Consider the following 23,141-nt stretch of genomic DNA (forward strand, 5'->3'; position numbering starts at 1 on the left):
TATTAATGTTTTATTCGAACATCTTAGCTCGAGACAATGGTTCGTGAATAAAACAACTACAGGAGAATTTACCCTACCTTAAACTTAAAATTCATCTATGGTTTAAAAATAATCTTTGCCCGTATTTAGAGTTAGAACATCTTTATGCATCAATGATTCCGCTAAAGCATTGGTTTTTACCAATTCGTACTTAAAGTAAAACTTCATGGAGTGTATTTTACTTTCATAGAAGTTGGTGGAGTAGGTTTTATTCTTTTCTAACATATTTTGTTGTGCTCTTGCGGCAATATCCAACCATACCCACCCTAGCACCAAATGACTAAGAAATTCCATAAACAAATTTGCATCGGCGAGATATCGTTCATAATCCCCTTCTTTGGCAATAGGCATCAAATGGGCAGTTACTTCCTGCGTCAATGATATCTTATCTCCAAGAATTTTAGCATAGGGAGCTAAATTTTCCATCGTTAGGGCCTCGGTAATAGTCTCCAATATTTCATTAAGCAACAGCTCCAGTCCTTTTCCATGGGCCATCAATACCTTTCTTCCCAAAAGATCTTGGGATTGAATTCCCGTTGTTCCCTCATAAATACTAAAAATACGGATATCGCGATAGTACTGCTGTAAGATATAGTCTGTACAGAATCCATAACCTCCTAAAACCTGAAGTCCATTACTAACTGCTATCGCGCCTGCTTCAGAAGGGTAGGTTTTTACTATAGGCGTGATCATCTCCAACAGTAATCCGTATTTTTTTGTAAGGGCTATATCATTTTCAGCAAGTTGTAGGTCGTGATATTTAGCTGCCAACAAAATTAAGCTTAGTGATCCTTCGGCAATAGTTTTTTGAAGCAATAACATTCGCCGTACATCGGGGTGTTCAATAATTAAACAAGGGCTTTCGTTGGGATTCTTTTTTCCTGAACTCCTAAGTTTTCTACCTTGGGTACGTTCCCTGGCATATTCTAAGGACGCCTGATAAGCAGCCATAGTTATAGCTGCTGCTCCCCTTCCCACACCTATGCGGGCATCGTTCATCATTTGGAACATATATTTCAATCCGTGGTGAGCTTCACCCAATAACCATCCTCGGCAGTTGTTTTTATCTCCGAACCCCAAATGTGTAGTAGCAAAACCTCGCTGACCCATTTTTTTAAAATCCGACAGGGTAACCACATCGTTGTTCACGAGTTCTCCATCTTCCATTCGGTTTTTCGGTACCACAAACAAGGAAATCCCTTTGGTTCCCGCTGGAGCACCTTCTATTCTGGCCAATACAAGATGTACTATGTTTTCGGCATATGGATAGTCGCCCCCAGAAATAAATATCTTCTGACCTTTTATTTTATAATATCCATCTTTATCGGGAATGGCTTTGGTAGTAATATCAGATAGGGAGCTGCCAGCATCGGGTTCAGTAAGACACATAGTTCCGCCCCATTTGCCAGATAACATGTTTGGGATATATGTGTCTTTTAAAGCTGTATTTCCAAAATGGATTATCAATTCCGCCGCCCCTAAAGTTAATGTCAAGTATCCGGGTAAATGATTATTGGCTGTATCTAAGATATAAGTTGCCGCGGTATGGACAATAAAGGGCAGCTGCAATCCTCCTATTTCATAATCTAAAGGACCGCATATTAGTCCCATTTCTCCACCTTTCTTCATCATCACTCCTACTTGTTCGTGAACTATGACCTCCCCATCCTTAAACGCTGCAGGAGATTCATCCATCTCTCTAAAATAAGGGAACAGTTCCCGGTCCGAAAATTCCTTAACAGAATCTAAGAACAGACCCAGGGACTCAAGATCGTGCTCCTTATATCGGTCTAATTTAAGCACATTGGAAAGTCCGTGTACATTGTACAATAAGTATTTAAGTGTTGGTAAATCTATATATTGTTGTATCATAGTCAAAATTATTAGTTCTAATATGCTTACTAAGATAAAATATATTCCGTCTAAATCACAGGGTACGTCAAGTCATTCCTTTGGAATGGGAATAATAAAACACGGAATTAGACTTTGGTCCACTATCTTTGTGGCTTATAAATCTCCCAAAGATTGAAGAACGAAAATACAGCCATACGAACCATTTACTTTAGTATTGTGGCAAGCACCCTTTTAGCAATTATTAAGGGGTTGGCTGGTTTTTTCGGTAATTCTTATGCTCTAATTGCCGACGCTATAGAGTCTACAACCGATATATTCTCTTCTCTACTAGTGCTCTTCGGATTAAAATATGCAAAAAGACCCGCCGATGATAACCACCCTTATGGACATGGGAAAATAGAACCTCTCATCACTTTTTTAGTAGTTGGATTTTTACTACTATCTGCTGTCTTAATCGCATATAATAGTATCCAGAATATTCAGACCGCACATTTACCGCCTAAACCGTGGACCTTATTAGTACTTGGAGGAATAATCATATGGAAGGAAACTTCATTTCGCCTCGTATTAAAAAAAAGTATTGAGACCAATAGCTCCTCCTTAAAAGCGGATGCATGGCACCATAGAAGTGATGCTATAACCTCTGTGATGGCCTTTGTAGGTATAACAATTGCTTTATTGTTTGGTGATGGATTTGAAACTGCAGATGACTGGGCGGCCTTATTTGCTGCGGGTTTTATAGTGTATAACAGCTACTTGATTTTCCGACCTGCACTCGGTGAAGTTATGGATGAACATCTTTACGATGATCTTATAGAAGAAATAAGGCAGATTTCTATTGGCGTTGAAGGGGTTTTGGGGACCGAGAAATGTTTTGTAAGAAAGGCAGGGACAAAATACCATGTAGATCTTCACGCATTGGTAAATGGGGATATATCAGTGTCTGAAGGTCACGCTATATCACACAAATTAAAAGATACGCTAATCAAGAAAATTCCAAATTTAGAGCATGTCTTAATTCATATAGAGCCTAAATAAATCATATTAGGTTCCAATGTTTAATAATAATTAACAATATCACCATAAAACTGTTAACTATTCTCCTTATAAATTTCAGTTTAAAACCGTAAATTTGTGCCTTTCTTAATCTTACAATTTATAAACTAGATGATTCATTTCTTCGGAGACCTCGACACCAAAGTTTTTGCGGTACAAACCAAGCAAGATCTGTTACAGGAAGATATAATAAAGCTTAGTTGGTTATTTGGTAATCAACCTAAGATAATAGCGGCGTCTTTAGACGCCTTTTTTGTTGGTCCTAGGGCAGCCATGATTACGCCATGGAGTACCAATGCCACGGAAATCACCCAAAATATGGGTATATCTGGGATAGTAAGAATTGAGGAGTTTTTAGCTTCAAACAAGGAGTTTAAGGACTACGACCCTATGCTGTCTCAAAAATATAGTTCACTACATCAGGATATATTTAAAATAGATGTTGAACCTGCTCCCATCCAAGAAATTGAAGATATTGCTTCTTACAATGAAAAGGAAGGCTTAGCCCTTAATGAAGAGGAAGTAGAATACCTACAGGAGATGTCTAAGAAGATTGGGCGTAAATTGACCGATTCCGAAGTTTTTGGATTTAGTCAAGTGAATTCAGAACACTGTAGGCATAAGATATTTAATGGCACTTTCATCATTGATGGCGAAGAAAAGCCATCCTCTCTTTTCCAGTTGATAAAAAAGACCTCCAAGGAGAATCCGGGAGACATTGTATCGGCCTATAAGGATAACGTAGCCTTTATTAAGGGACCAAAGGCGGTTCAGTTTGCTCCGAAAACTGCAGACAAGCCCGATTTTTATAAGGAAAGTGATTTTGAATCCGTTATTTCCCTAAAAGCGGAAACCCACAATTTCCCGACAACAGTAGAACCTTTTAGTGGTGCTGCTACCGGTGCAGGAGGTGAAATTCGTGACCGACTGGCAGGAGGTAAAGGCTCTTTGCCATTGGCAGGAACAGCTGTTTACATGACTGCTTATTCCCGATTAGAGGACAATAGACCGTGGGAAAAAGCTATGAAGGAAAGGGATTGGTTATACCAGACCCCAATGGATATCTTGATTAAAGCATCTAATGGAGCATCTGACTTTGGCAACAAATTTGGTCAGCCTTTAATTGCTGGGTCTGTTCTTACCTTTGAACATGATGAAAATAATCGCAAATTAGGCTATGATAAAGTGATTATGCAAGCCGGAGGTATTGGATATGGTAAGGCTAGTCAGGCAATTAAAGAAGAACCAAAAGCTGGGGATAAAATTGTAATTCTTGGTGGAGATAATTATCGTATCGGGATGGGCGGTGCTGCTGTTTCTAGTGCAGATACCGGCGCATTTGGATCTTCTATAGAACTTAATGCCATACAACGTTCCAATCCAGAAATGCAAAAAAGAGCTGCTAATGCTATCAGAGGGATGGTAGAAGCAGAACATAACCCAATAGTATCAATTCACGATCATGGGGCTGGGGGACATTTAAATTGTCTTTCCGAACTAGTGGAAGATACAGGTGGAAAAATAGATTTGGACAAGTTGCCTGTTGGAGACCCAACCTTATCGGCCAAGGAAACCATCGGGAACGAGTCCCAGGAGCGCATGGGCCTAGTAATAGGTAAGCAAGATATAGATACATTGCAAAGAATTGCGGATAGGGAAAGATCGCCTATGTATAAAGTAGGTGATGTAACCGGAGACAAGCGTTTTACTTTTGAATCTGCCACTACTGGAGAAAAACCAATGGATTTGGATTTGTCCGATATGTTCGGGAGCTCTCCAAAAACCATCATGACAGATACTACGATTAAAAGGGAATACAGTGCCCCTGTTTATTCTTTGGAGCATTTTCACGAGTATTTGGAAAACGTACTTCAATTAGAGGCTGTAGCCTCTAAAGATTGGTTAACCAATAAGGTAGACCGATGTGTTGGAGGGAAAGTAGCCAAACAACAATGTGTAGGCTCGCTACAATTGCCTTTAAACAATTGTGGGGTAATGGCGTTGGATTATAAAGGGAAGGAAGGAATTGCCACCTCTATTGGGCACTCTCCTATTTCCGGACTAATTGATCCTACCGCGGGTAGTAAAAATAGCATTGCTGAAGCATTGACCAATATTGTTTGGGCCCCATTAAAGGATGGACTTTCCTCGGTATCGCTTTCTGCGAACTGGATGTGGCCTTGTAATAATGAAGGGGAAGATGCTAGACTATATGAAGCTGTTTCGGCCGTTTCTGATTTTTCTATCGCCTTAGGAATCAATGTTCCTACCGGGAAAGATTCACTTTCCATGAAGCAACGTTATAAAAATGACGAGGTAATCGCACCAGGAACTGTAATTATCTCAGCTGCTGCCAACTGTAACGATATTAATAAAGTAGTTGAACCTGTTTTACAAAGGAATGGAGGAGGTATCTACTATATTAACTTATCAGAAGACAGTCACAAATTAGGCGGATCTTCTTTTGCTCAAGTTTTCAATACTATTGGAAACGAAGCTCCATCCGTACTTAATGCTAAAAACTTTAAGAATACCTTCAATACGATTCAGAAATTAATCGTAGAGGACAAAATTCTTGCAGGACATGATGTTGCTTCTGGTGGATTGATCACTACCCTTTTAGAGCTTTGTTTTGCAGACCAAAATTTAGGTGCAAATTTAGACTTAACATCAATTGAGGAGCCGGATACCATTAAATTGTTGTTTGCTGAAAATTCTGGAATCGTTTTTCAAGCTAAGGACGCTTCTGTAGAAGCTATACTTAACGAAGCAGGAGTTGTATTTTACCATATTGGTTCCGTTACTGAAGAAGCTACGCTTACCATCAAAAACAATGAGGTGGAAATGGGACTGAATATAGAGTCCTTAAGAGACACTTGGTTTAAGACCTCATATCTTTTAGATCAGCAGCAAACCGCCAATAATTTGGCTAAAGATCGATATGAAAATTATAAGAATCAGCCTTTAAACTATATTTTTCCAGCTAATTTTGAAGGTAAAATGCCTGAAAAACCGGCTACTGGTAAAAGACCTAAAGCTGCTATTCTTAGAGAAAAAGGCAGTAATTCTGAACGTGAAATGGCCAATGCCATGTTTTTGGCCGGATTTGATGTTAAGGACGTACACATGACCGACTTAATATCAGGAAGAGAGACGTTGGAAGATATCCAATTTATTGGCGCCGTGGGCGGATTCTCCAACTCGGATGTATTAGGAAGTGCTAAAGGTTGGGCTGGAGCATTTAAGTATAATGAGAAGGCCAATAAAGCACTGAAAGATTTCTTTGCTAGACCTGATACGCTTTCTGTGGGAATTTGTAATGGTTGTCAATTGTTTATGGAATTGGAACTAATTAATCCAGAGCATTCGGAGCATGGGAAACTTACCTATAACAATTCTAAAAAACACGAAAGCGGATTTACCTCTGTAAAAATCCAGAAAAACAAATCGGTGATGCTCTCCTCATTGGAAGGCACCAGCCTGGGAGTGTGGATTTCTCACGGGGAAGGTAAATTTAAACTACCTCTTTCTCAAGATAGTTATCAAATTGTAGCCAATTATGCTTATGAAGGGTACCCTGCTAACCCTAATGGGAGTGATTACAACACTGCTATGATGTGTGATAAGACAGGTAGGCATTTAGTCACTATGCCCCATATAGAACGTTCTATATTCCAATGGAACTGGCCGCACTACCCTAAGGATAGAAAAGATGAAGTTTCTCCTTGGTTAGAAGCATTCGTAAACGCGAGGAAATGGATCGAAAATAACGGTAAGTAATTTTCATTTGTCATTTTAATATATATTACCCCGTTGGAAATTTCCTTCGGGGTAATTTATTTTTAGGGGATAAACCATGTTCTAAAATGGTGTTGATTAATCTATTAAAAAGATGACGATCTATAAATATCAAACCATAAAATCATTACTTTTAATGGTATTTATTGCAGCCATCTGACCCTAGAGAAGTCTATTGACCTTAATTATACCTAATTAATGATCTAGTAAAGTAGAATCGAGGAAAAGAGAAAAAGTCAAATACGGGAATTGGGTAGTCAAACAGTATATAAATTGGAAAAAGCATCAAATTACCAGGCCATCAATAAAGCATCTTGGAATAACCGGGTTAATGCACATTTAAATTCGGATTTTTATGACCTTGATGGTTTTTTGAATGGAAAATCCTCTTTAAACCAAATAGAAACGGACCTTTTGGGCGATATAAAAGAGAAAAGTATTCTTCATCTACAGTGTCACTTTGGTCAAGATACTATCTCCCTTTGTCGTTTAGGAGCACAGGCTACAGGTGTAGATCTGTCTGATAAAGCAATTGAGGCTGCCAAGAGAATTGCCGCTGACACAAACTCCAAAGCCACTTTTATATGTTGCGACATTTATGATTTGCCAAAATATTTAAACCATCAATTTGATATTGTTTTTACAAGCTATGGAACAATTGGGTGGCTACCTGATTTAAATAAATGGGCTACAATTATAGCTAGATTTTTAAAACCAGGTGGTAAGTTAGTATTCGTAGAATTTCATCCTGTAGTTTGGATGTTTGATGACAATTTTGAGAAAGTTGCCTACAATTACTTCAACTCAGGAGCAATTGTAGAAACAGAACAGGGAACTTATGCCGACAAAAATGCTGAAATAGAACAGGAGTACGTAATGTGGAACCACAGTTTAAGTGAAGTGATCAGTGGTCTAATTTTGGCGGGACTAGAAATTAAATCCTTTGAGGAGTTTGATTATTCGCCTTATAACTGTTTCAACCATACCGTAGAAATAGCACCAGGGAAATTCAGAATAAAACATCTAGAAAATAAAATCCCACTGGTCTATTCCTTAGTTGCAACCAAGAAGAGTACTACCAAATAAAACCTCATAAGAATAGAAGGATAAAGGCATATACATCCTCCTCTAAACTATCACTGCCATTCTTTTTTTATTATACCTGTTACTGATTTCCCAGAAACCGTATGGTTTTAAATATCTTTGAAGATTATAATCCATCTCATAATATAATATTTAAAAGACTCTATGGGAATATATGACTTAATGATAAAATCCAAGGAAATTGAGCTTTCCCTAGATCAGATTCATTTCAGCCAAGTAAACGAAGACACCTTAAACCAGTTGTTGAACGAGTTTAAGCATTTTGAAGCCTTAAAAAAATATGACTTACCCATAGATAATAAAATTCTCTTACACGGGCATACCGGGTGTGGAAAAACAGCTACAGCGAAAGCTATCGCTAAAAAGTTGAACAAGGACATCATTATTCTTAATTTGGGAGGAATTGTATCCTCCCGATTGGGGGAAACGGCCAAAAATGTCTCCAATATCTTCCAAAAAGCCAGTAGGGATAAGTCCGTCCTATTTATTGATGAGTTCGATTTTTTGGGAAAACTTCGGGATTACGACGACAAGGACTCAGGAGAGATGAAACGGCTAGTAAATACAGTCATTCAATTAATAGATTACCTTTCAAATGACACCTTGCTTATTGCGGCAACGAATCATATTGAAATAATCGACAAGGCTGTTTTAAGGCGATTTCAGTTAAGATTAAAATTTGAACTTCCTTCACGGAAAGAACTAGACAGTTATTACGACGAATTGCTAAACAGGTATCCAGAAAAACTCCAGGATATTGAAAGGAAATATGACATTTCCTATGCCGAAGCCAAGGACATTATCCATAGGGAAGTAAAAAAACTGATAATAGAATGGGAAGAAAAGAAAGCGCAAAATTAGATAGTTCGTTCATATGTATCACCTAGGAAAATAATACTCCTAGTATCATAAAAACAATGTCCGTTGGGCTGTTTCCAGATCCAACGGACTTTATTATACTAATAACTTCTTTTCCTACACCCCTTACAAGAAGGCTAAAACAATATTTTTTATTTTTTGGTATAATCGGCATATATAGCTTTCTCAAAAGCTACCCAGTGCTCCGCTGTCATACGTTCTGGAGTAAACAAGCAAATTCCGGTAGCGCCGTTTTCTATAGATCCCCTGATAGCAGTTTCTATTTCGGACGGCAACAATCCGTGATTTTCTGGATCGTTTTCTTCAGTTTTATTCTCTGGATTAGGACAGATGAACAACCCACTAAAAATAGGTTTCTGGTTATTTACGGCCGCCACCTCTTCTTTAGTAACCTCCCCTACCCATTCTGGGCCTTTTAGGTAAAAATCATTATAATTCATAGGGTAAATAGCATCTAGATTCCATTTATCCCATTCTTGTCTAACCAATTTCTTGGAGATACTAGGGCCAGGAAAAACAGCTGCATTAATTTTCTTTCCTTTCTCATGCACTACTTCTGCTATACCATTTACCACATCGGTAATTAAGTTGTACCTAAATTGCTTCCATTCTGCTACTTGCGAAGGATCTTCCACTTCCTTGATATCGATTCCAGACTCTACCTTAAAATCTGCCACGCAATCGTCGCAGTAGCAATAGTCTGCAGGAGCATACTCCTCATCCATCACCAATCCGTATTTATCCCAAAGTCCTTCCGCTAAAATTACATCGGGAAACCGGATATAGTCCAAATGGATTCCGTCTACTTCTTCTACAGAAGCAATATTTCCATATAACTCAGCCAAAAATTGATGCGTACCGGGCTTATTGGGACAAAGAAATTTGTAATATGGAACATATACCGGTTTATCAAATGCAGATTCCCCATTTCTATTTATTGCATATAGTTCAGGCGCCAACTTGGGGTTATCCCCTTGTACCATAGTAGGTACCCAGGTATGGAATTCGAGTCCGGCTTCCTTCACCAATTTCCCAACCCTTTCATATGTTTTAGGATCTTGACCTCCATTATACATTAATCCGTCTATGCCTTTTTCCTTATAATCCTTAAAAGTAGCCAACAACTCTTGGTCCGTAGCCTCACCAGGTCCTCCCGTCCATGCATAGACAGGGATTTTAGATTTTTCCGCGCAAGAGTACAGATTAAAAATAATGACAATGGCGGCAATTAATTTTTTCATTTGTGTGTTTTAATGGGTTAATAAAATAATAGTATTACGAAAGGTCAAAATAATCAAAATTCCGGCTATAATGGAAATGGTTTCCCCCCTATTTTAATATATCACTTATGGCTGCTTAATTACTTTGATAACACTATAGGAAATTTCGCTTTTATAAACTCATGTTACGCTATCGTGTTAGTTCTTTAAACTCTTGATCTATTATTAAATTTATAAGAGGAAATTCCAGTATTACCACCTTAAAATAACTAATGTATCCTAAAAGATTTAAATTTTATAGCCAAATCAAATTCAAAGTAGTTGTTCTTGAAAGGAGCTATTATATTAAAGAACAAGCTGTCTTTAGCAATGAGGATATGGGTGGATTTACGATTAATAATGTAATTTCAACAATTATATATATCAAATTATACAAAAGTCATTTTATTATACCGTTCCGTTTTCTTAATTTGGCAATTCGAATAGCTCAAGAAATATGCAAGAAATTACCCGCCTTTTTGATTTCCCCTATTATCAGTTGGAGAAATACAATCTTAAAAAATCATTGGTAACCAAGTACAATGGAGAATGGGTAGCTACCTCTTCCCAAGAATATGTAAACAAATCAAATCAAATTAGTCGCGCTTTATTACGATTAGGGATAAAACCAAATGATAAAATTGCCGTGATATCCATGAGCAACAGAACGGAGTGGAATGTTATGGATATAGGGATACTACAATTAGGGGCTCAAAACGTACCTATCTACCCAACTATTTCCGAGGAGGATTACGAATATGTCCTTAATCATTCAGAGGCCATTTATTGCTTTGTCTCTTGTAGTGAGGTGTATAACAAGGTGGAAGCAGTACGGAAAAACATTCCTAATTTAAAGGAGGTGTTTTCATTCGATGAATTGGACAATTGCAAAAATTGGAGCGAAATCTTGGCGTTGGGTGTAGATACTGCTAATCAGCCAGAGGTTGAAAAACACAAAAATGCGGTTAAGCCCCACGATTTGGCAACGTTAATCTATACCTCTGGTACCACGGGAAGACCAAAAGGTGTAATGCTCACACATGATAACGTAGTGAGCAACGCATTGGAAAGTTCTAAGCGGTTTTCTCTTGTAGAAGGAGATACAAATGCGTTGAGTTTTTTGCCTTTATGCCATATTTATGAACGTATGATCATATACCTCTACCAGTTTAGAGGAGTATCGATACACTATGCCGAATCTATGGATAAAATTAGCGATAACATAAAGGAGGTTTCTCCCTATGTTATGACTGCCGTTCCCAGGGTTTTGGAAAAAGTGTACGACTCAATTATTGCAAAGGGAGCAGCCTTGACCGGGATAAAGAAAATGCTGTTCTTTTGGGCAGTGGATATCGGATTAAAATATGAGCCATACGGACAAAATGGATGGTGGTACGAGTGGCAACTAGCTCTTGCCCGTAAACTAATCTTTAGTAAATGGAAAGCAGGCCTAGGTGGAAAATTAAGCTTTGTTGCTTCCGGAAGTGCCGCATTACAGCCTAGATTAGCAAGAGTATTCAATGCTGCAGAAATGGGCGTTATGGAAGGTTATGGACTTACGGAAACTTCTCCGGTAATTTCCGTTAACGATATGCGCGATGGCGGATTTAGAATAGGAACTGTAGGAAAGTTATTGGATCGTACGGAAGTGAAAATTGCCGAAGATGGAGAAATTTGCGTAAAAGGACCCCAAGTGATGTTAGGGTATTATAAGGATAAGGAGAAAACAGCTGAGGTTTTGGAGGGTGGATATTTTCATACCGGGGACATCGGCGAAATAGATTCGGATGGATTCCTAAAAATAACCGATAGAAAAAAAGAGATGTTTAAAACCTCTGGAGGTAAATACGTGGCCCCACAATTATTGGAAAATAGATTTAAACAATCCCGATTCATAGAGCAGATCATGGTTATTGGGGAAGGGGAGAAAATGCCTGCAGCCCTAATCCAACCCGATTTCGATTTTATCCGAGATTGGGCCAAAATCCATAATGTAAAGGTGGGCGATAATAAGGACCTAGTCACCAATGAAAAGGTACTGGAACGTTACCAAGAGGAAGTAGACCTCGCCAATGAAAATTTCGCCAAATGGGAAAAAGTGAAACAGTTTAGACTTACCCCGGATGTCTGGAGTATAGAAGAAGGACACCTTACCCCCACCCTAAAATTGAAAAGAAAAATAGTCAGGGAAAAGTATAAAGATCTCTACAAAGAAATATATGGCCATTAACCAATATCCCGCTACCCTATAACAATCAGCTCCTTACAACAATAAGGAGCTTTTTTTTACATTGCTATTTTTTATTAAATTTATTATGCATGCATAATAAATTTTCTTATCTTTGAAATTCTCGCATCAAATAAATGAAAGATACAACAATAGATTATGCGTTACGCGCCACTTGGCAAGCAGTAACAAAAATGTATAATGAGGAAGCTAAAAAGTTTGGCAGCACTATGGCTGTCGGTTTTACGCTTTTAAGCATAGACCCTAAAACAGGTACTCCTTCCACAGCTTTAGGTCCAAAGATGGGAATGGAGGCCACCAGTTTATCTAGAATACTAAAAAGCATGGAACAAAAGGGTCTCATAGTACGCAAACCCAACCCTAATGATGGTAGAGGAGTCCTAATTCACCTAACTGATTTTGGACGTGAAAAAAGAAATGACTCCAAAGCAGTAGTCATTCGCTTTAATGAGACCATAAAGTCTCATGTATCAGAAGAACAATTAAATTCATTTTTTGAGGTGGCGGAGCTAATAAACCGCTTAGTCTCGGAAAAGAAAATTTACGATAAAAAGTCCATAACCAATTAATAATAACTATTGATGAAAAAACATATTAGAAAGGTAGCAGTTATTGGCTCCGGAATCATGGGAAGTGGAATAGCATGTCACTTTGCCAACATAGGAGTAGAAGTTTTACTGCTAGATATAGTACCACGAGAACTAAATGATAAGGAAAAAGCCAGTGGACTCACCTTAGAAGATAAGGCAGTACGCAATAGATTGGTAAACGAATCTTTAATGGTTGCATTAAAATCCAAGCCCTCCCCCATTTATCACCCAAAGTTTGCCCAGCGAATAACCACTGGAAATCTTGAAGATGATATCGCTAAAGTTGGCGAGGTTGACTGGATTATTGAGGTGGTCGTTGAACGATTGGACATCAAGAAAAAGGTATTCGAAAATCTGGAAAAATACAGAAAATCGGGAACATTAATCACTTCCAATACCTCTGGTATTCCTATAAAATTTATGAGTGAAGGTAGAAGTGAGGATTTCCAGAAACATTTCTGTGGAACCCACTTTTTTAACCCCGCCAGATATTTAAAACTATTCGAGATTATTCCAGGACCAAAAACTTCACCAGAGGTTTTGGAATTCCTAAATGGATATGGTGAACAGTTTTTGGGGAAAACTTCGGTTATAGCCAAGGATACCCCTGCATTTATAGGGAACCGTGTAGGTATTTTTGGAATACAGAGCCTATTCCACATGGTTAAGGAAATGGGACTTACTGTTGAAGAAGTTGACAAATTAACTGGTCCTGTAATAGGTCGACCTAAATCGGCTACTTTCCGTACAGTAGATGTAGTAGGTTTGGATACCCTAGTGCATGTTGCCAACGGTATTAATGAAAACTGCCCCAATGATGAACGTCATGAGCTGTTTAAACTGCCTGGCTTCATCAATACCATGATGGAAAACAAATGGTTGGGAAGTAAAACAGGACAAGGTTTTTATAAAAAAATAAAGAATGCCGATGGTTCCAGTGAGATAAAAACACTAGACCTCAATACCATGGAGTACAGAGCTAATAAAAGAGCTAGTTTTGCCACTTTAGAGCTTACAAAAACCATAGATAAGGTTGTAGACCGCTATAAGGTGTTAGTTGGTGGAAAAGACACGGCCGGCGAGTTCTACAGAAAGAGCTTTGCAGCGCTATTTGCCTACGTATCTAACCGGATCCCAGAAATAGCGGATGACCTCTATAAAATTGATGATGCCATGAAGGCTGGATTTGGATGGGAACATGGACCCTTTCAAATATGGGATGCCATTGGAGTGCAAGAGGGATTAGAAATGATAAAAAGTGAAGGTCTAAAAGCTGCCCCATGGGTATCAGAAATGCTAGCATCCGAAAATAAGTCGTTTTACAACGTAAAAAATGGGGCTACTTATTTTTATAATATCACCGCTAAAAAATCAGAAAAAGTACCTGGACAAGATGCTTTTATTATCCTAGATAATATTCGTAAGTCCAATGAAGTATTTAAAAACAGTGGTGTTGTAGTAGAAGATTTAGGAGATGGAATAGTAAATGTGGAATTCCAATCCAAAATGAATACCATTGGTGGCGATGTACTTGCAGGACTAAACAAGGCTATAGATATAGCTGAAAAAGATTTCCAAGGATTGGTAGTTGGCAACCAAGCTCCCAATTTCTCCGTAGGAGCCAATATTGGAATGATTTTTATGATGGCGGTAGAGCAGGAATATGATGAGCTGAATATGGCTATTAAAATGTTTCAAGACACGATGATGCGAATGAGGTATTCCGCAATTCCTACCATTTCGGCACCCCATGGGATGACCTTAGGTGGAGGATGCGAACTTTCTCTTCATGCAGATAAGGTAGTTGCTGCAGCTGAGACTTATATAGGATTGGTAGAATTTGGTGTAGGAGTTATCCCTGGTGGAGGTGGATCTAAAGAATTTGCCCTTCGAGCGCAGGATACCTTTAAGAAAAACGACGTAGAATTAAACGTTCTCCAGGAGTACTTTCTTACTATAGGAATGGCAAAAGTCTCTACTTCTGCCTACGAAGCCTATGACCTAGGAATATTACAACACGGAAAGGATATAGTGGTAGTCAATAAAGACCGACAAATAGCAACCGCCAAAGCACATGCCAAATTAATGGCAGAAGCAGGATATACTCAACCTATTAAACGCAAGGATATTAAAGTCCTTGGAAAACAAGCCCTTGGAATGTTCTTAGTAGGTACTGATGCTATGGAAGACAGTAATTACATAAGTGAACACGATAAGAAGATTGCCAATAAATTGGCGTATGTAATGGCAGGAGGAGACTTATCTGAGCCTACCCTGGTATCTGAACAGTATCTATTGGATTTGGAAAGGGAAGCCTTCCTATCGCTATGTACTGAAAGAAAAACCTTAGAAAGAATTCAGCACATGTTAAAAACGGGTAAACCGTTGAGAAACTAACAGCTTTAGTATTGAGATATTAGTATTGAGTAGTTAGACAGAAGTGCATAAAGTAGAAGGCTTAAAAATTTGGAGAAAGGCTATGGATTTAACAAAATCTATCTATCAACTTGTAACTGAGTTACCTTCTGATGAAAACTACGGGCTAAAATCTCAAATAAAAAGGTGTTCCATTTCTATACCTTCAAATATTTCAGAAGGTGCAGGAAGAAACTCCAATAAAGAATTTAAACACTTTTTGTCAATTGCAAATGGATCTGCCTATGAACTACAAACACAATTAATTCTATTGTGGGAGTTAAATTTAATATCAAAAGAAAAAGTACAACCCATTATTGAACAATGCATTGAAATTCAGAAAATGAATTATTCATTTCAAAAAACATTATAAATCACCTTATAAATATCCAACACTAAAATCTCAATACTCATATCTAAATACTCAATACTAAAATCATGAAAACAGCATATATAGTAAAAGCATATAGAACAGCGGTAGGAAAAGCTCCTAAAGGGGTCTTCCGCTTTAAGCGTACAGATGAATTGGCAGCGGAAACCATAGAATATATGATGAAAGAGTTGCCACAGCTCGATAAAAAACGCATTGACGATGTCATTGTAGGAAACGCCATGCCAGAAGGTTCTCAAGGGCTTAATATGGCACGACTCATCTCTTTAATGGGATTAGACATAGTTGACGTTCCTGGAGTTACTGTAAACAGATTTTGCGCCTCTGGAATAGAAACTATTGGAGTAGCCACCGCAAAAATTCAAGCTGGTATGGCCGATTGTATTATTGCTGGGGGAGCAGAAAGCATGAGTGCGGTCCCTATGACTGGCTATAAAACAGAACTTAATTACGACTTGGCTAAATCTGGTCACGAAGATTATTACTGGGGTATGGGAAATACTGCTGAAGCTGTTGCCAAGCAGTTTAAGGTATCTAGGGAAGATCAGGACGAGTTTGCCTACCATTCCCATATGAAAGCGTTAAAAGCGCAAGCAGAAGACCGCTTCCAAAGTCAGATCGTACCAATAGATGTAGAGCAGATTTATATAGATGAGAACGGAAAAAAGGCGACAAAGAACTATACGGTCACCAAAGATGAAGGTCCCCGTAAAGGAACTAGTTTAGAAGCTTTGGCGAAACTTCGCCCCGTATTTGCTGCTGGAGGTAGCGTTACTGCTGGAAACTCTTCCCAAATGAGTGATGGCGCCGCCTTTGTAATGGTAATGAGCGAAGAAATGGTAAAAGAATTAAACTTGGAACCCATTGCCAGACTGGTAAATTATGCTGCTGCAGGTGTAGAACCTCGGATTATGGGGATCGGACCGGTAAAAGCCATTCCCAAAGCGCTAAAGCAAGCGGGATTAAAGCAAGAGGATGTAGAATTAATTGAGTTAAACGAAGCCTTTGCTTCTCAATCCATAGCAGTAATTAGAGAGTTAAACCTTAACTCTGATATTGTAAACGTTAACGGTGGAGCCATCGCTTTAGGCCATCCATTAGGATGTACAGGTGCCAAGTTGTCCGTTCAACTGTTCGACGAAATGAGAAAGCGAAATATGAAAGGGAAATATGGTATGGTTACCATGTGCGTAGGAACCGGACAAGGAGCAGCAGGGATTTATGAGTTCCTAAATTAACAAGTTGACTCTTTAAACAAAATGATCAATCAATTACCGCTCTCACCTAGTGAGTGAAAAATAACGTTAAATTTTAAAACGCCCGTTATACCTGCAGATCGAAAAGCAGATCGGGAAAAGGCCTATGGAAACTACAGATAAAGAAATCTTACGAGGAGGACAATTCCTTGTAAAGGAAACAAAATGTGAGGATGTATTTACGCTTGAGGATTTATCCGAAGAGCAAAAAATGATGCGGGAGAGCACCAAAGAATTTGTGGATAGAGAGCTTTGGGCTCATTGGGAGCGATTTGAAAATAAAGATTACGCTTATACCGAAGAAACCATGCGCAAAGCGGGGGAATTAGGATTATTAAGTGTTGCAGTACCGGAATCTTACGGAGGAATGGGGATGGGTTTTGTATCTACCATGTTGGTATGTGATTATATTTCTGGGGCTACTGGATCTTTTAGTACCGCCTTTGGTGCACACACTGGAATTGGCACCATGCCTATTACCCTGTATGGTACTGAAGAGCAAAAACAAAAATACGTACCCAAATTGGCTTCAGGAGAATGGTTTGGCGCTTATTGCTTAACCGAACCAGGTGCCGGCTCCGATGCCAATTCTGGAAAGACCAAAGCTGTTCTTTCTGATGATGGTAAATACTATAGCATTTCGGGACAAAAAGTGTGGATATCCAATGCCGGATTCTGTAATCTGTTCATTGTTTTCGCTCGGATTGAGGACGATAAGAATATTACTGGTTTTATTGTGGAGAATGACCCCAGTAATGGAATTACTTTGGGAGAAGAAGAAAGGAAATTAGGAATCCACTCCTCCTCTACCCGCCAAGTATTCTTTAGCGATACCAAAGTTCCGATAGAGAATATGCTTTCGGAACGTGGCAACGGTTTTAAGATCGCTATGAATGCGTTGAATATAGGTCGGATAAAACTGGCAGCTGCCTGTTTGGAAGCGCAAAGACGTGTTATTGGTGAGGCTACTAAATATGCTAATGAAAGAATCCAGTTTAAGACACCAATTATCAATTTTGGCGCTATAAAAGCAAAGATTGCAAATATGGCCACCAATTGCTACGCAGATGAGTCTGCAAGTTATAGGGCTGCAAAAAACATTGAAGATAGGATTGCCATGAGACAGGCTGCAGGCAATTCTCATCAGGAAGCGGAACTAAAGGGTGTTGAAGAGTATGCTATAGAGTGCTCTATCTTAAAAGTAGCTGCATCCGAAGACGTTCAGAATACGACGGATGAAGGAATCCAAATTTTTGGGGGAATGGGATTTTCTGCAGACACCCCAATGGAATCTGCATGGAGAGATGCCCGTATTGCCCGAATATATGAGGGAACCAATGAAATCAATAGAATGTTGGTTGTAGGTATGCTAGTTAAAAAAGCCATGAAGGGCCATGTAGATCTTCTAGGACCAGCAACCAAGGTAGGTGAAGAATTAATGGGAATACCTTCTTTTGATGTGCCTGATTTCTCCGAATTGTTTGCGGAAGAAAAGGATTTATTAGCACGACTGAAGAAAGTGTTTTTAATGGTTGCCGGTAGTGCCGTACAAAAATATGGACCTGATTTAGAAAACCATCAACAACTAATGCTCTCTGCTGCCGATATTCTGATTGAAATCTATATGGCGGAATCTACGATCCTTAGAACAGAAAAAAATGCGAAACGTTTCGGAGAAGAAGCTCAATCCACTCAAATAGCAATGTCTAGATTATACTTATACACTGCAGTGGACACCATCATCCAAAAAGGAAAGGAAGCTATAGTTTCTTTCGCTGAAGGCGATGAGCAACGCATGATGCTAATGGGACTTAGACGTTTCACAAAATATACAAATCAACCTAACGTAGTGGCTTTACGCACACAAATTGCCGATAGAGTAGCTGCGGATAATGGTTATACCTTTGACTAACTCAAGTAGAAGCTTCCTATGGAGGCAAAACAAAAAGCCGTTTCCAAAAGGAACGGCTTTTTAATTTTTATGTTGTTACAAATCACTGATTTACTATTACATAAAGCTCATCACTTAATTAACTGCTTCAGTATGTTTTATGGTTAAAAAGCTAAAATTCTTAGCATACTCTAACATCTGAGATTCAAAATTCTTAGGTTGAGTTACCTCAATATCGGTGATTTCACCAGCCTCATTTACTTCTGCAACCAACACTGGATTTACAAAGCCACTATAAGGAGCAGATTTAAATTGAGAATTTCTTTCTATTATTTCAGCGTGAATTTCTTGATCTACTTTTACCCCATATCCCTCTACTAAATCTTGAGCAGCTTTAAAATCGCCTTCAGATTTCATTCTTTGGGTCTCCTGTAATAATTGACCAAACAACTCTCGTAATTTTTGATAGTCATTGATATTATAATAGGTCTTCCCTTCTCTTGTAATTTTCTCAATCACATTATCTGCCTTTCCTTTTTCGAAAGCCCATGCAGAAACCCATTGCCGGTTTACCATATGATCTTCTTCAATATCATCCCCAAGGTTGATACGAACCAGCTGGGTCATTAAACCATTTCGGATATAACCATCATAGGCCGCCTTACCTAGTTTCTCCCAATCGTCTACCAATCCCAGCTCCTGTAATTTAGGATCCATCAAATAGTAAAGCCCTATTAGATCAGCCCTACCTTCTTCAATAGTAGAGGCATAGTTTTTAAGGGTTTCTTTAGGTTGACCAACGCCTTCGTTTATTTGACCAGACGCATGCCCTATTACTTCGTGTAGTGCGGTATGCAGCTTATCCCCTATTTCTCCATATTTTATTTCCAATTCAATCTCCTCTGCATCGTGGGCAAATTCCTTTAATCTATCCGTACCCCCGGCATGGTTGTAGGCATTGATAATATTTCCTAAGGAAACCGATTTACTTCCGTGTTGCTGCCTAATCCAGTTGTTGTTGGGAAGGTTCACTCCTATTGGAGTACTTGGTGATGCATCTCCTGCTTCTCCTGCCACATTTACCGTTTTATAGGATACACCTACCACTTTTTCCTTTTTATGCTCTGGAAGTAAAGGCGCATTATCCTCAAACCATTGTGCATTATCAGATAGGACCGCCATTTGTCTGGACATTTCAAAATCCTTGATTTGTACAATAGATTCATAAGACCCCTTATACCCTTTTGGGTCATTGTAAACTTCAATAAAACCGTTGATCCAATCAATATTACCTGAAGTGGATGTGGCCCACTCAATGCAGTATTTATCCCAAGTATCTAAACTTCCAGTTTTGTAATATTCAATCAAAAGTCCCAATGCACTGGCCTGTTTTTCATTTTCAGCAACCCCTTGTGCTTTTTCCAGCCATTTAATGATCTCATCTATGGCACTTCCATAGAGTCCGCCAGACTTCCACACCTTTTCAACTAATTTCCCGTTTTCCTTAACAAGTTTAGAATTTAAACCCGTTTCAATGGGCATTCCTTTAGGTCCTTTATAAGCAGTTTTATAAAAATTTTCTACTTCTGCGTCGGTTACTGAAGGGTCGTAAAAGTTAACTGCAGAAGAAGCTACAATGTCCACCCCCTTTTTCTTATTTACCTTTTTACTATCCTTATCGTTGAAAATTACGTCAAAAGCTTCTCCTTTTAATTCAGTACCCGTTTCCGATAACAGAGAATTTAAATAGTCCGCTGAAAATTCGGGCATAATCTTGTCATTTGAATAGTGGTGATGGATTCCGTTGGAGAACCATACCCTTTTCATATACACCTCAAAAGACTTCCAATCGTCCGAGGTCTTATCTCCTTCAAAACGGGTATAGACATTTTCTAAAGCCTCTCTAATAGTAAGGTTATGCCGGTAGTTTTGGTCCCAGATAATATCCCTACCTGCCAGTCCGGCTTGAGTAAGGAAGTAAACCAATTTCTTCTCTTTTAGTGTTAGCTCCTCAAATCCAGGGATTTGATATCTTAAGATTTTAATATCGGCAAATTGGTCTACCGAATAATCAAAGCTCTGCTCTGTTTCCATTACAGGCTTTTCTACCATCTTCTTTTCAGTACAAGCCACTAACGTGCCTAGCAAAAGAAGACTACCTGCCATTAACTTTAAGTTCATTTCGCGTGTATATTTTAAATTAGCTTAAGCGCAAAATTAACGATTCATCAATAAAATGTTAGAATTATAAAATATTTAATTTGTATTTCCTCAATTAGGAGCTCCATTTCAATTTATACCGGGTAGGAATGTGAGGTATAGAAAAATGATAATACCTCAAAAGAAATTCTTATAGGGCTGTGAGGTAAAATATGGAAGTGCAAATAAAAGGCAGTAGCATAACCTGGTAGGTGGTTTATACAAATAAGGAGTATAGGATGTAATGAATTCACCTCTCTCCTTGGACCACCTACCGGAACTAAAAGAATTTAATTGGAATAGCACTCTTAAGCTCTAGCAAAACAGTAATAATTACTTATCATTTTTTTCCATAGATTCTAAAATATCTATTTCACTACGCTTCTTGGAGAAATTCATTGCACATTCTATCAACGCCAAATGGGAATAGGCTTGCGGAAAATTTCCTAGAAGTCTTTTGGTCTTAAAATCAATATCTTCGCTGAATAGACCTAAATGATTACTATAACTTAAAAGTTGATCAAAATGCGCTATCGCTTTTTCTTCTTCCCCTATTTTAAATAGACTATTTATAAACCAAAAAGTACAAATAGTAAAGGATGATGAGGGCAACCCAAAATCGTCCTCATTTTTATAACGATAAAGAAGTCCGTCATGGCAAAGTTCTTTTTCAACTGCATGTACCGTACTCACGTACTTGGGGTCTTTTGCCTCTATAAACCCATACGACTCCATTAAAAGCACTGAGGCATCTAGGTGTGGCGACCCATAGGATTGGGTAAATGCTTGTTTCTCTTCATTCCAAGCATTTGTATGGATATCTTCCCTAATTTCCCTTTCTAAGGTGCGCCATTTCTTCAGTCTATGTTTTTTCCCAAAGAATTCCGCTACTTTTAATGCCCTATCAATCGCTGTCCAGCAAAGCACTTTGGAAAAGGTAAAATGTCTGTTTTCGGTTCTAAATTCCCATATACCCTTATCTGGTTCTTGCCAGTGATTTCCAACGATCCAGGCAATTCCTTTGGTAATATTCCAAAGCTCCTCTCCATTTTCAATATCGGTATCAAATTCCTCCAACTGGGTATAGATAACATCCATTAAAATACCATATATATCGTGCTGACGTTGTTTATAAGCTGCGTTACCTATACGGACCGGTTTTGATCCTTTATACCCACTTAAGTGCTCTAGGGTTTTTTCTGTGAGCTTTTTCTCCTTATTGATACCGTACATAATTTGTAATTTCTCATCCTTATCGGGCATTAGGTCTATTATAAATTGCAGGTATCTTTTAGCAATATTTTTATGACCTAGTCTAGAAACCACCTTAATTACCATGGAAGCATCCCTGATCCAACAGAATCGATAATCCCAATTCCTAACTTCCCCAATAGTTTCTGGCAAAGAAGTAGTAGCTGCGGCCAATACTGCGCCAGACTTATCATAGCTAAGCATTTTAAGGGTAAGGGCACTTCGCTTTATTTGATCGCTATAGCTGTGGTAGGTAGGTGTCTTATTGGACCAGTTAAGCCAATATACCTTAGTACGTTCCATTTCCAAGTACACTTTCTCCAAAGTGGGAATTAGAATTTTCTCATTATATCCCAATAAAAAATACCCATCCTCCTCCAAGTTTATATCTCCACCGTTCATTACGGTCTGTTTGTCAAATGAGGTATAAAGGAATATAGTATCAAATCTCACCTCCCTAGTGAGGCTTGCAATAAAATTATCTTTAATATACGTCTTTGTTTCCCCTTGGGCATATTCCAACTTAGGATTATACAGCACTTTGAAAACTGGTTTTCCGTACACATATCTAATATACCTTACAATTTCAGGAGGTGCGTTATATCCACCTTTAGGACTTGGCCTATGGTATCTGGGCATAAAATCGTGCACTTCAAAAATATTTATTCCATCTGAATAACGGGTAACCAAAATAGCGGTATTACGAACATATTCTTGATTTATGGAATAACTTTCATCGACTAAAATCTCAAAACTCCCCCCTTTTTTCTCGTCTAGAAGTTTTGCGAAAATAGAGGCTGAATCAAATTCTGGCAAACAACACCAATCTAAAGATCCGTTTTTAGAAATTAATGCGGCGCTTCTACAATTGCCAATTATACCATAATCTAAATTATCCATAAACGTAAATA

General features: G+C 38.5%; 14 protein-coding genes. 10 read left to right on the forward strand and 4 right to left on the reverse strand.

The window, feature by feature from the left end:
• Window positions 1-102: 102 nt before the first annotated feature.
• Entirely contained in the window at window positions 103-1,911 is a 1,809-nt protein-coding gene (locus tag G466_RS0119210; protein WP_026815069.1) for an acyl-CoA dehydrogenase, read from the reverse strand.
• Between the two features lie 153 nt (window positions 1,912-2,064).
• Here G466_RS0119210 and G466_RS0119215 point away from each other — a divergent pair, with 153 nt between their 5' ends.
• From G466_RS0119215 to G466_RS0119230, 4 genes are all read left to right on the forward strand, one after another.
• Window positions 2,065-2,931 carry a cation diffusion facilitator family transporter gene (locus G466_RS0119215; protein ID WP_026815070.1) on the forward strand — a complete coding sequence of 289 codons (867 nt, stop codon included), beginning with the start codon at window positions 2,065-2,067 and terminating at the stop codon, window positions 2,929-2,931.
• Between the two features lie 129 nt (window positions 2,932-3,060).
• Window positions 3,061-6,729 carry a phosphoribosylformylglycinamidine synthase gene (gene purL, locus G466_RS0119220; protein ID WP_026815071.1) on the forward strand — a complete coding sequence of 1,223 codons (3,669 nt, stop codon included), beginning with the start codon at window positions 3,061-3,063 and terminating at the stop codon, window positions 6,727-6,729.
• A gap of 291 nt (window positions 6,730-7,020) precedes the next feature.
• Complete coding sequence (locus tag G466_RS0119225) at window positions 7,021-7,833, forward strand: class I SAM-dependent methyltransferase (RefSeq protein ID WP_026815072.1); 813 nt, start codon at window positions 7,021-7,023, stop codon at window positions 7,831-7,833.
• A gap of 162 nt (window positions 7,834-7,995) precedes the next feature.
• The gene (locus G466_RS0119230) at window positions 7,996-8,712 is read left to right on the forward strand and encodes an AAA family ATPase (RefSeq protein WP_026815073.1); all 717 of its coding nucleotides are present in this window, start codon (window positions 7,996-7,998) and stop codon (window positions 8,710-8,712) included.
• Window positions 8,713-8,861: 149 nt separating this feature from the next.
• On the opposite strand, the gene G466_RS0119240 is transcribed toward G466_RS0119230, so the two are convergent.
• Window positions 8,862-9,971 carry a glycoside hydrolase family 10 protein gene (locus G466_RS0119240; protein ID WP_026815074.1) on the reverse strand — a complete coding sequence of 370 codons (1,110 nt, stop codon included), beginning with the start codon at window positions 9,969-9,971 and terminating at the stop codon, window positions 8,862-8,864.
• 475 nt (window positions 9,972-10,446) lie between these two features.
• Between G466_RS0119240 and G466_RS0119245 the strand changes: the two genes are divergently transcribed.
• The 6 genes from G466_RS0119245 (at window position 10,447) to G466_RS0119270 (ending at window position 18,801) form a co-directional block, all read left to right on the forward strand.
• On the forward strand, window positions 10,447-12,219 hold the full coding sequence (locus G466_RS0119245; RefSeq protein ID WP_026815075.1) for an AMP-dependent synthetase/ligase: 1,773 nt from the start codon (window positions 10,447-10,449) through the stop codon (window positions 12,217-12,219).
• Between the two features lie 134 nt (window positions 12,220-12,353).
• Window positions 12,354-12,806, forward strand: coding sequence for a MarR family winged helix-turn-helix transcriptional regulator (locus G466_RS0119250; RefSeq protein ID WP_026815076.1), 453 nt, complete (start codon window positions 12,354-12,356; stop codon window positions 12,804-12,806).
• Between the two features lie 12 nt (window positions 12,807-12,818).
• Window positions 12,819-15,224 (forward strand): 3-hydroxyacyl-CoA dehydrogenase/enoyl-CoA hydratase family protein, encoded by a 2,406-nt coding sequence (locus G466_RS0119255; protein ID WP_026815077.1) that lies wholly within the window; start codon window positions 12,819-12,821, stop codon window positions 15,222-15,224.
• A 43-nt stretch (window positions 15,225-15,267) separates the two neighbouring features.
• Entirely contained in the window at window positions 15,268-15,615 is a 348-nt protein-coding gene (locus G466_RS0119260; protein WP_026815078.1) for a four helix bundle protein, read from the forward strand.
• A gap of 65 nt (window positions 15,616-15,680) precedes the next feature.
• Window positions 15,681-16,871 (forward strand): acetyl-CoA C-acyltransferase, encoded by a 1,191-nt coding sequence (locus G466_RS0119265; protein WP_026815079.1) that lies wholly within the window; start codon window positions 15,681-15,683, stop codon window positions 16,869-16,871.
• A gap of 124 nt (window positions 16,872-16,995) precedes the next feature.
• On the forward strand, window positions 16,996-18,801 hold the full coding sequence (locus G466_RS0119270) for an acyl-CoA dehydrogenase family protein (protein ID WP_026815080.1): 1,806 nt from the start codon (window positions 16,996-16,998) through the stop codon (window positions 18,799-18,801).
• A 114-nt stretch (window positions 18,802-18,915) separates the two neighbouring features.
• On the opposite strand, the gene G466_RS0119275 is transcribed toward G466_RS0119270, so the two are convergent.
• Window positions 18,916-20,961 (reverse strand): dipeptidyl-peptidase 3 family protein, encoded by a 2,046-nt coding sequence (locus tag G466_RS0119275; protein ID WP_026815081.1) that lies wholly within the window; start codon window positions 20,959-20,961, stop codon window positions 18,916-18,918.
• A 351-nt stretch (window positions 20,962-21,312) separates the two neighbouring features.
• Window positions 21,313-23,130 carry a glycoside hydrolase family 15 protein gene (locus G466_RS0119280; RefSeq protein WP_026815082.1) on the reverse strand — a complete coding sequence of 606 codons (1,818 nt, stop codon included), beginning with the start codon at window positions 23,128-23,130 and terminating at the stop codon, window positions 21,313-21,315.
• Window positions 23,131-23,141 lie beyond the last annotated feature (11 nt).

This window comes from Arenibacter certesii DSM 19833, from assembly GCF_000429545.1.
Classification (GTDB): domain Bacteria; phylum Bacteroidota; class Bacteroidia; order Flavobacteriales; family Flavobacteriaceae; genus Arenibacter; species Arenibacter certesii.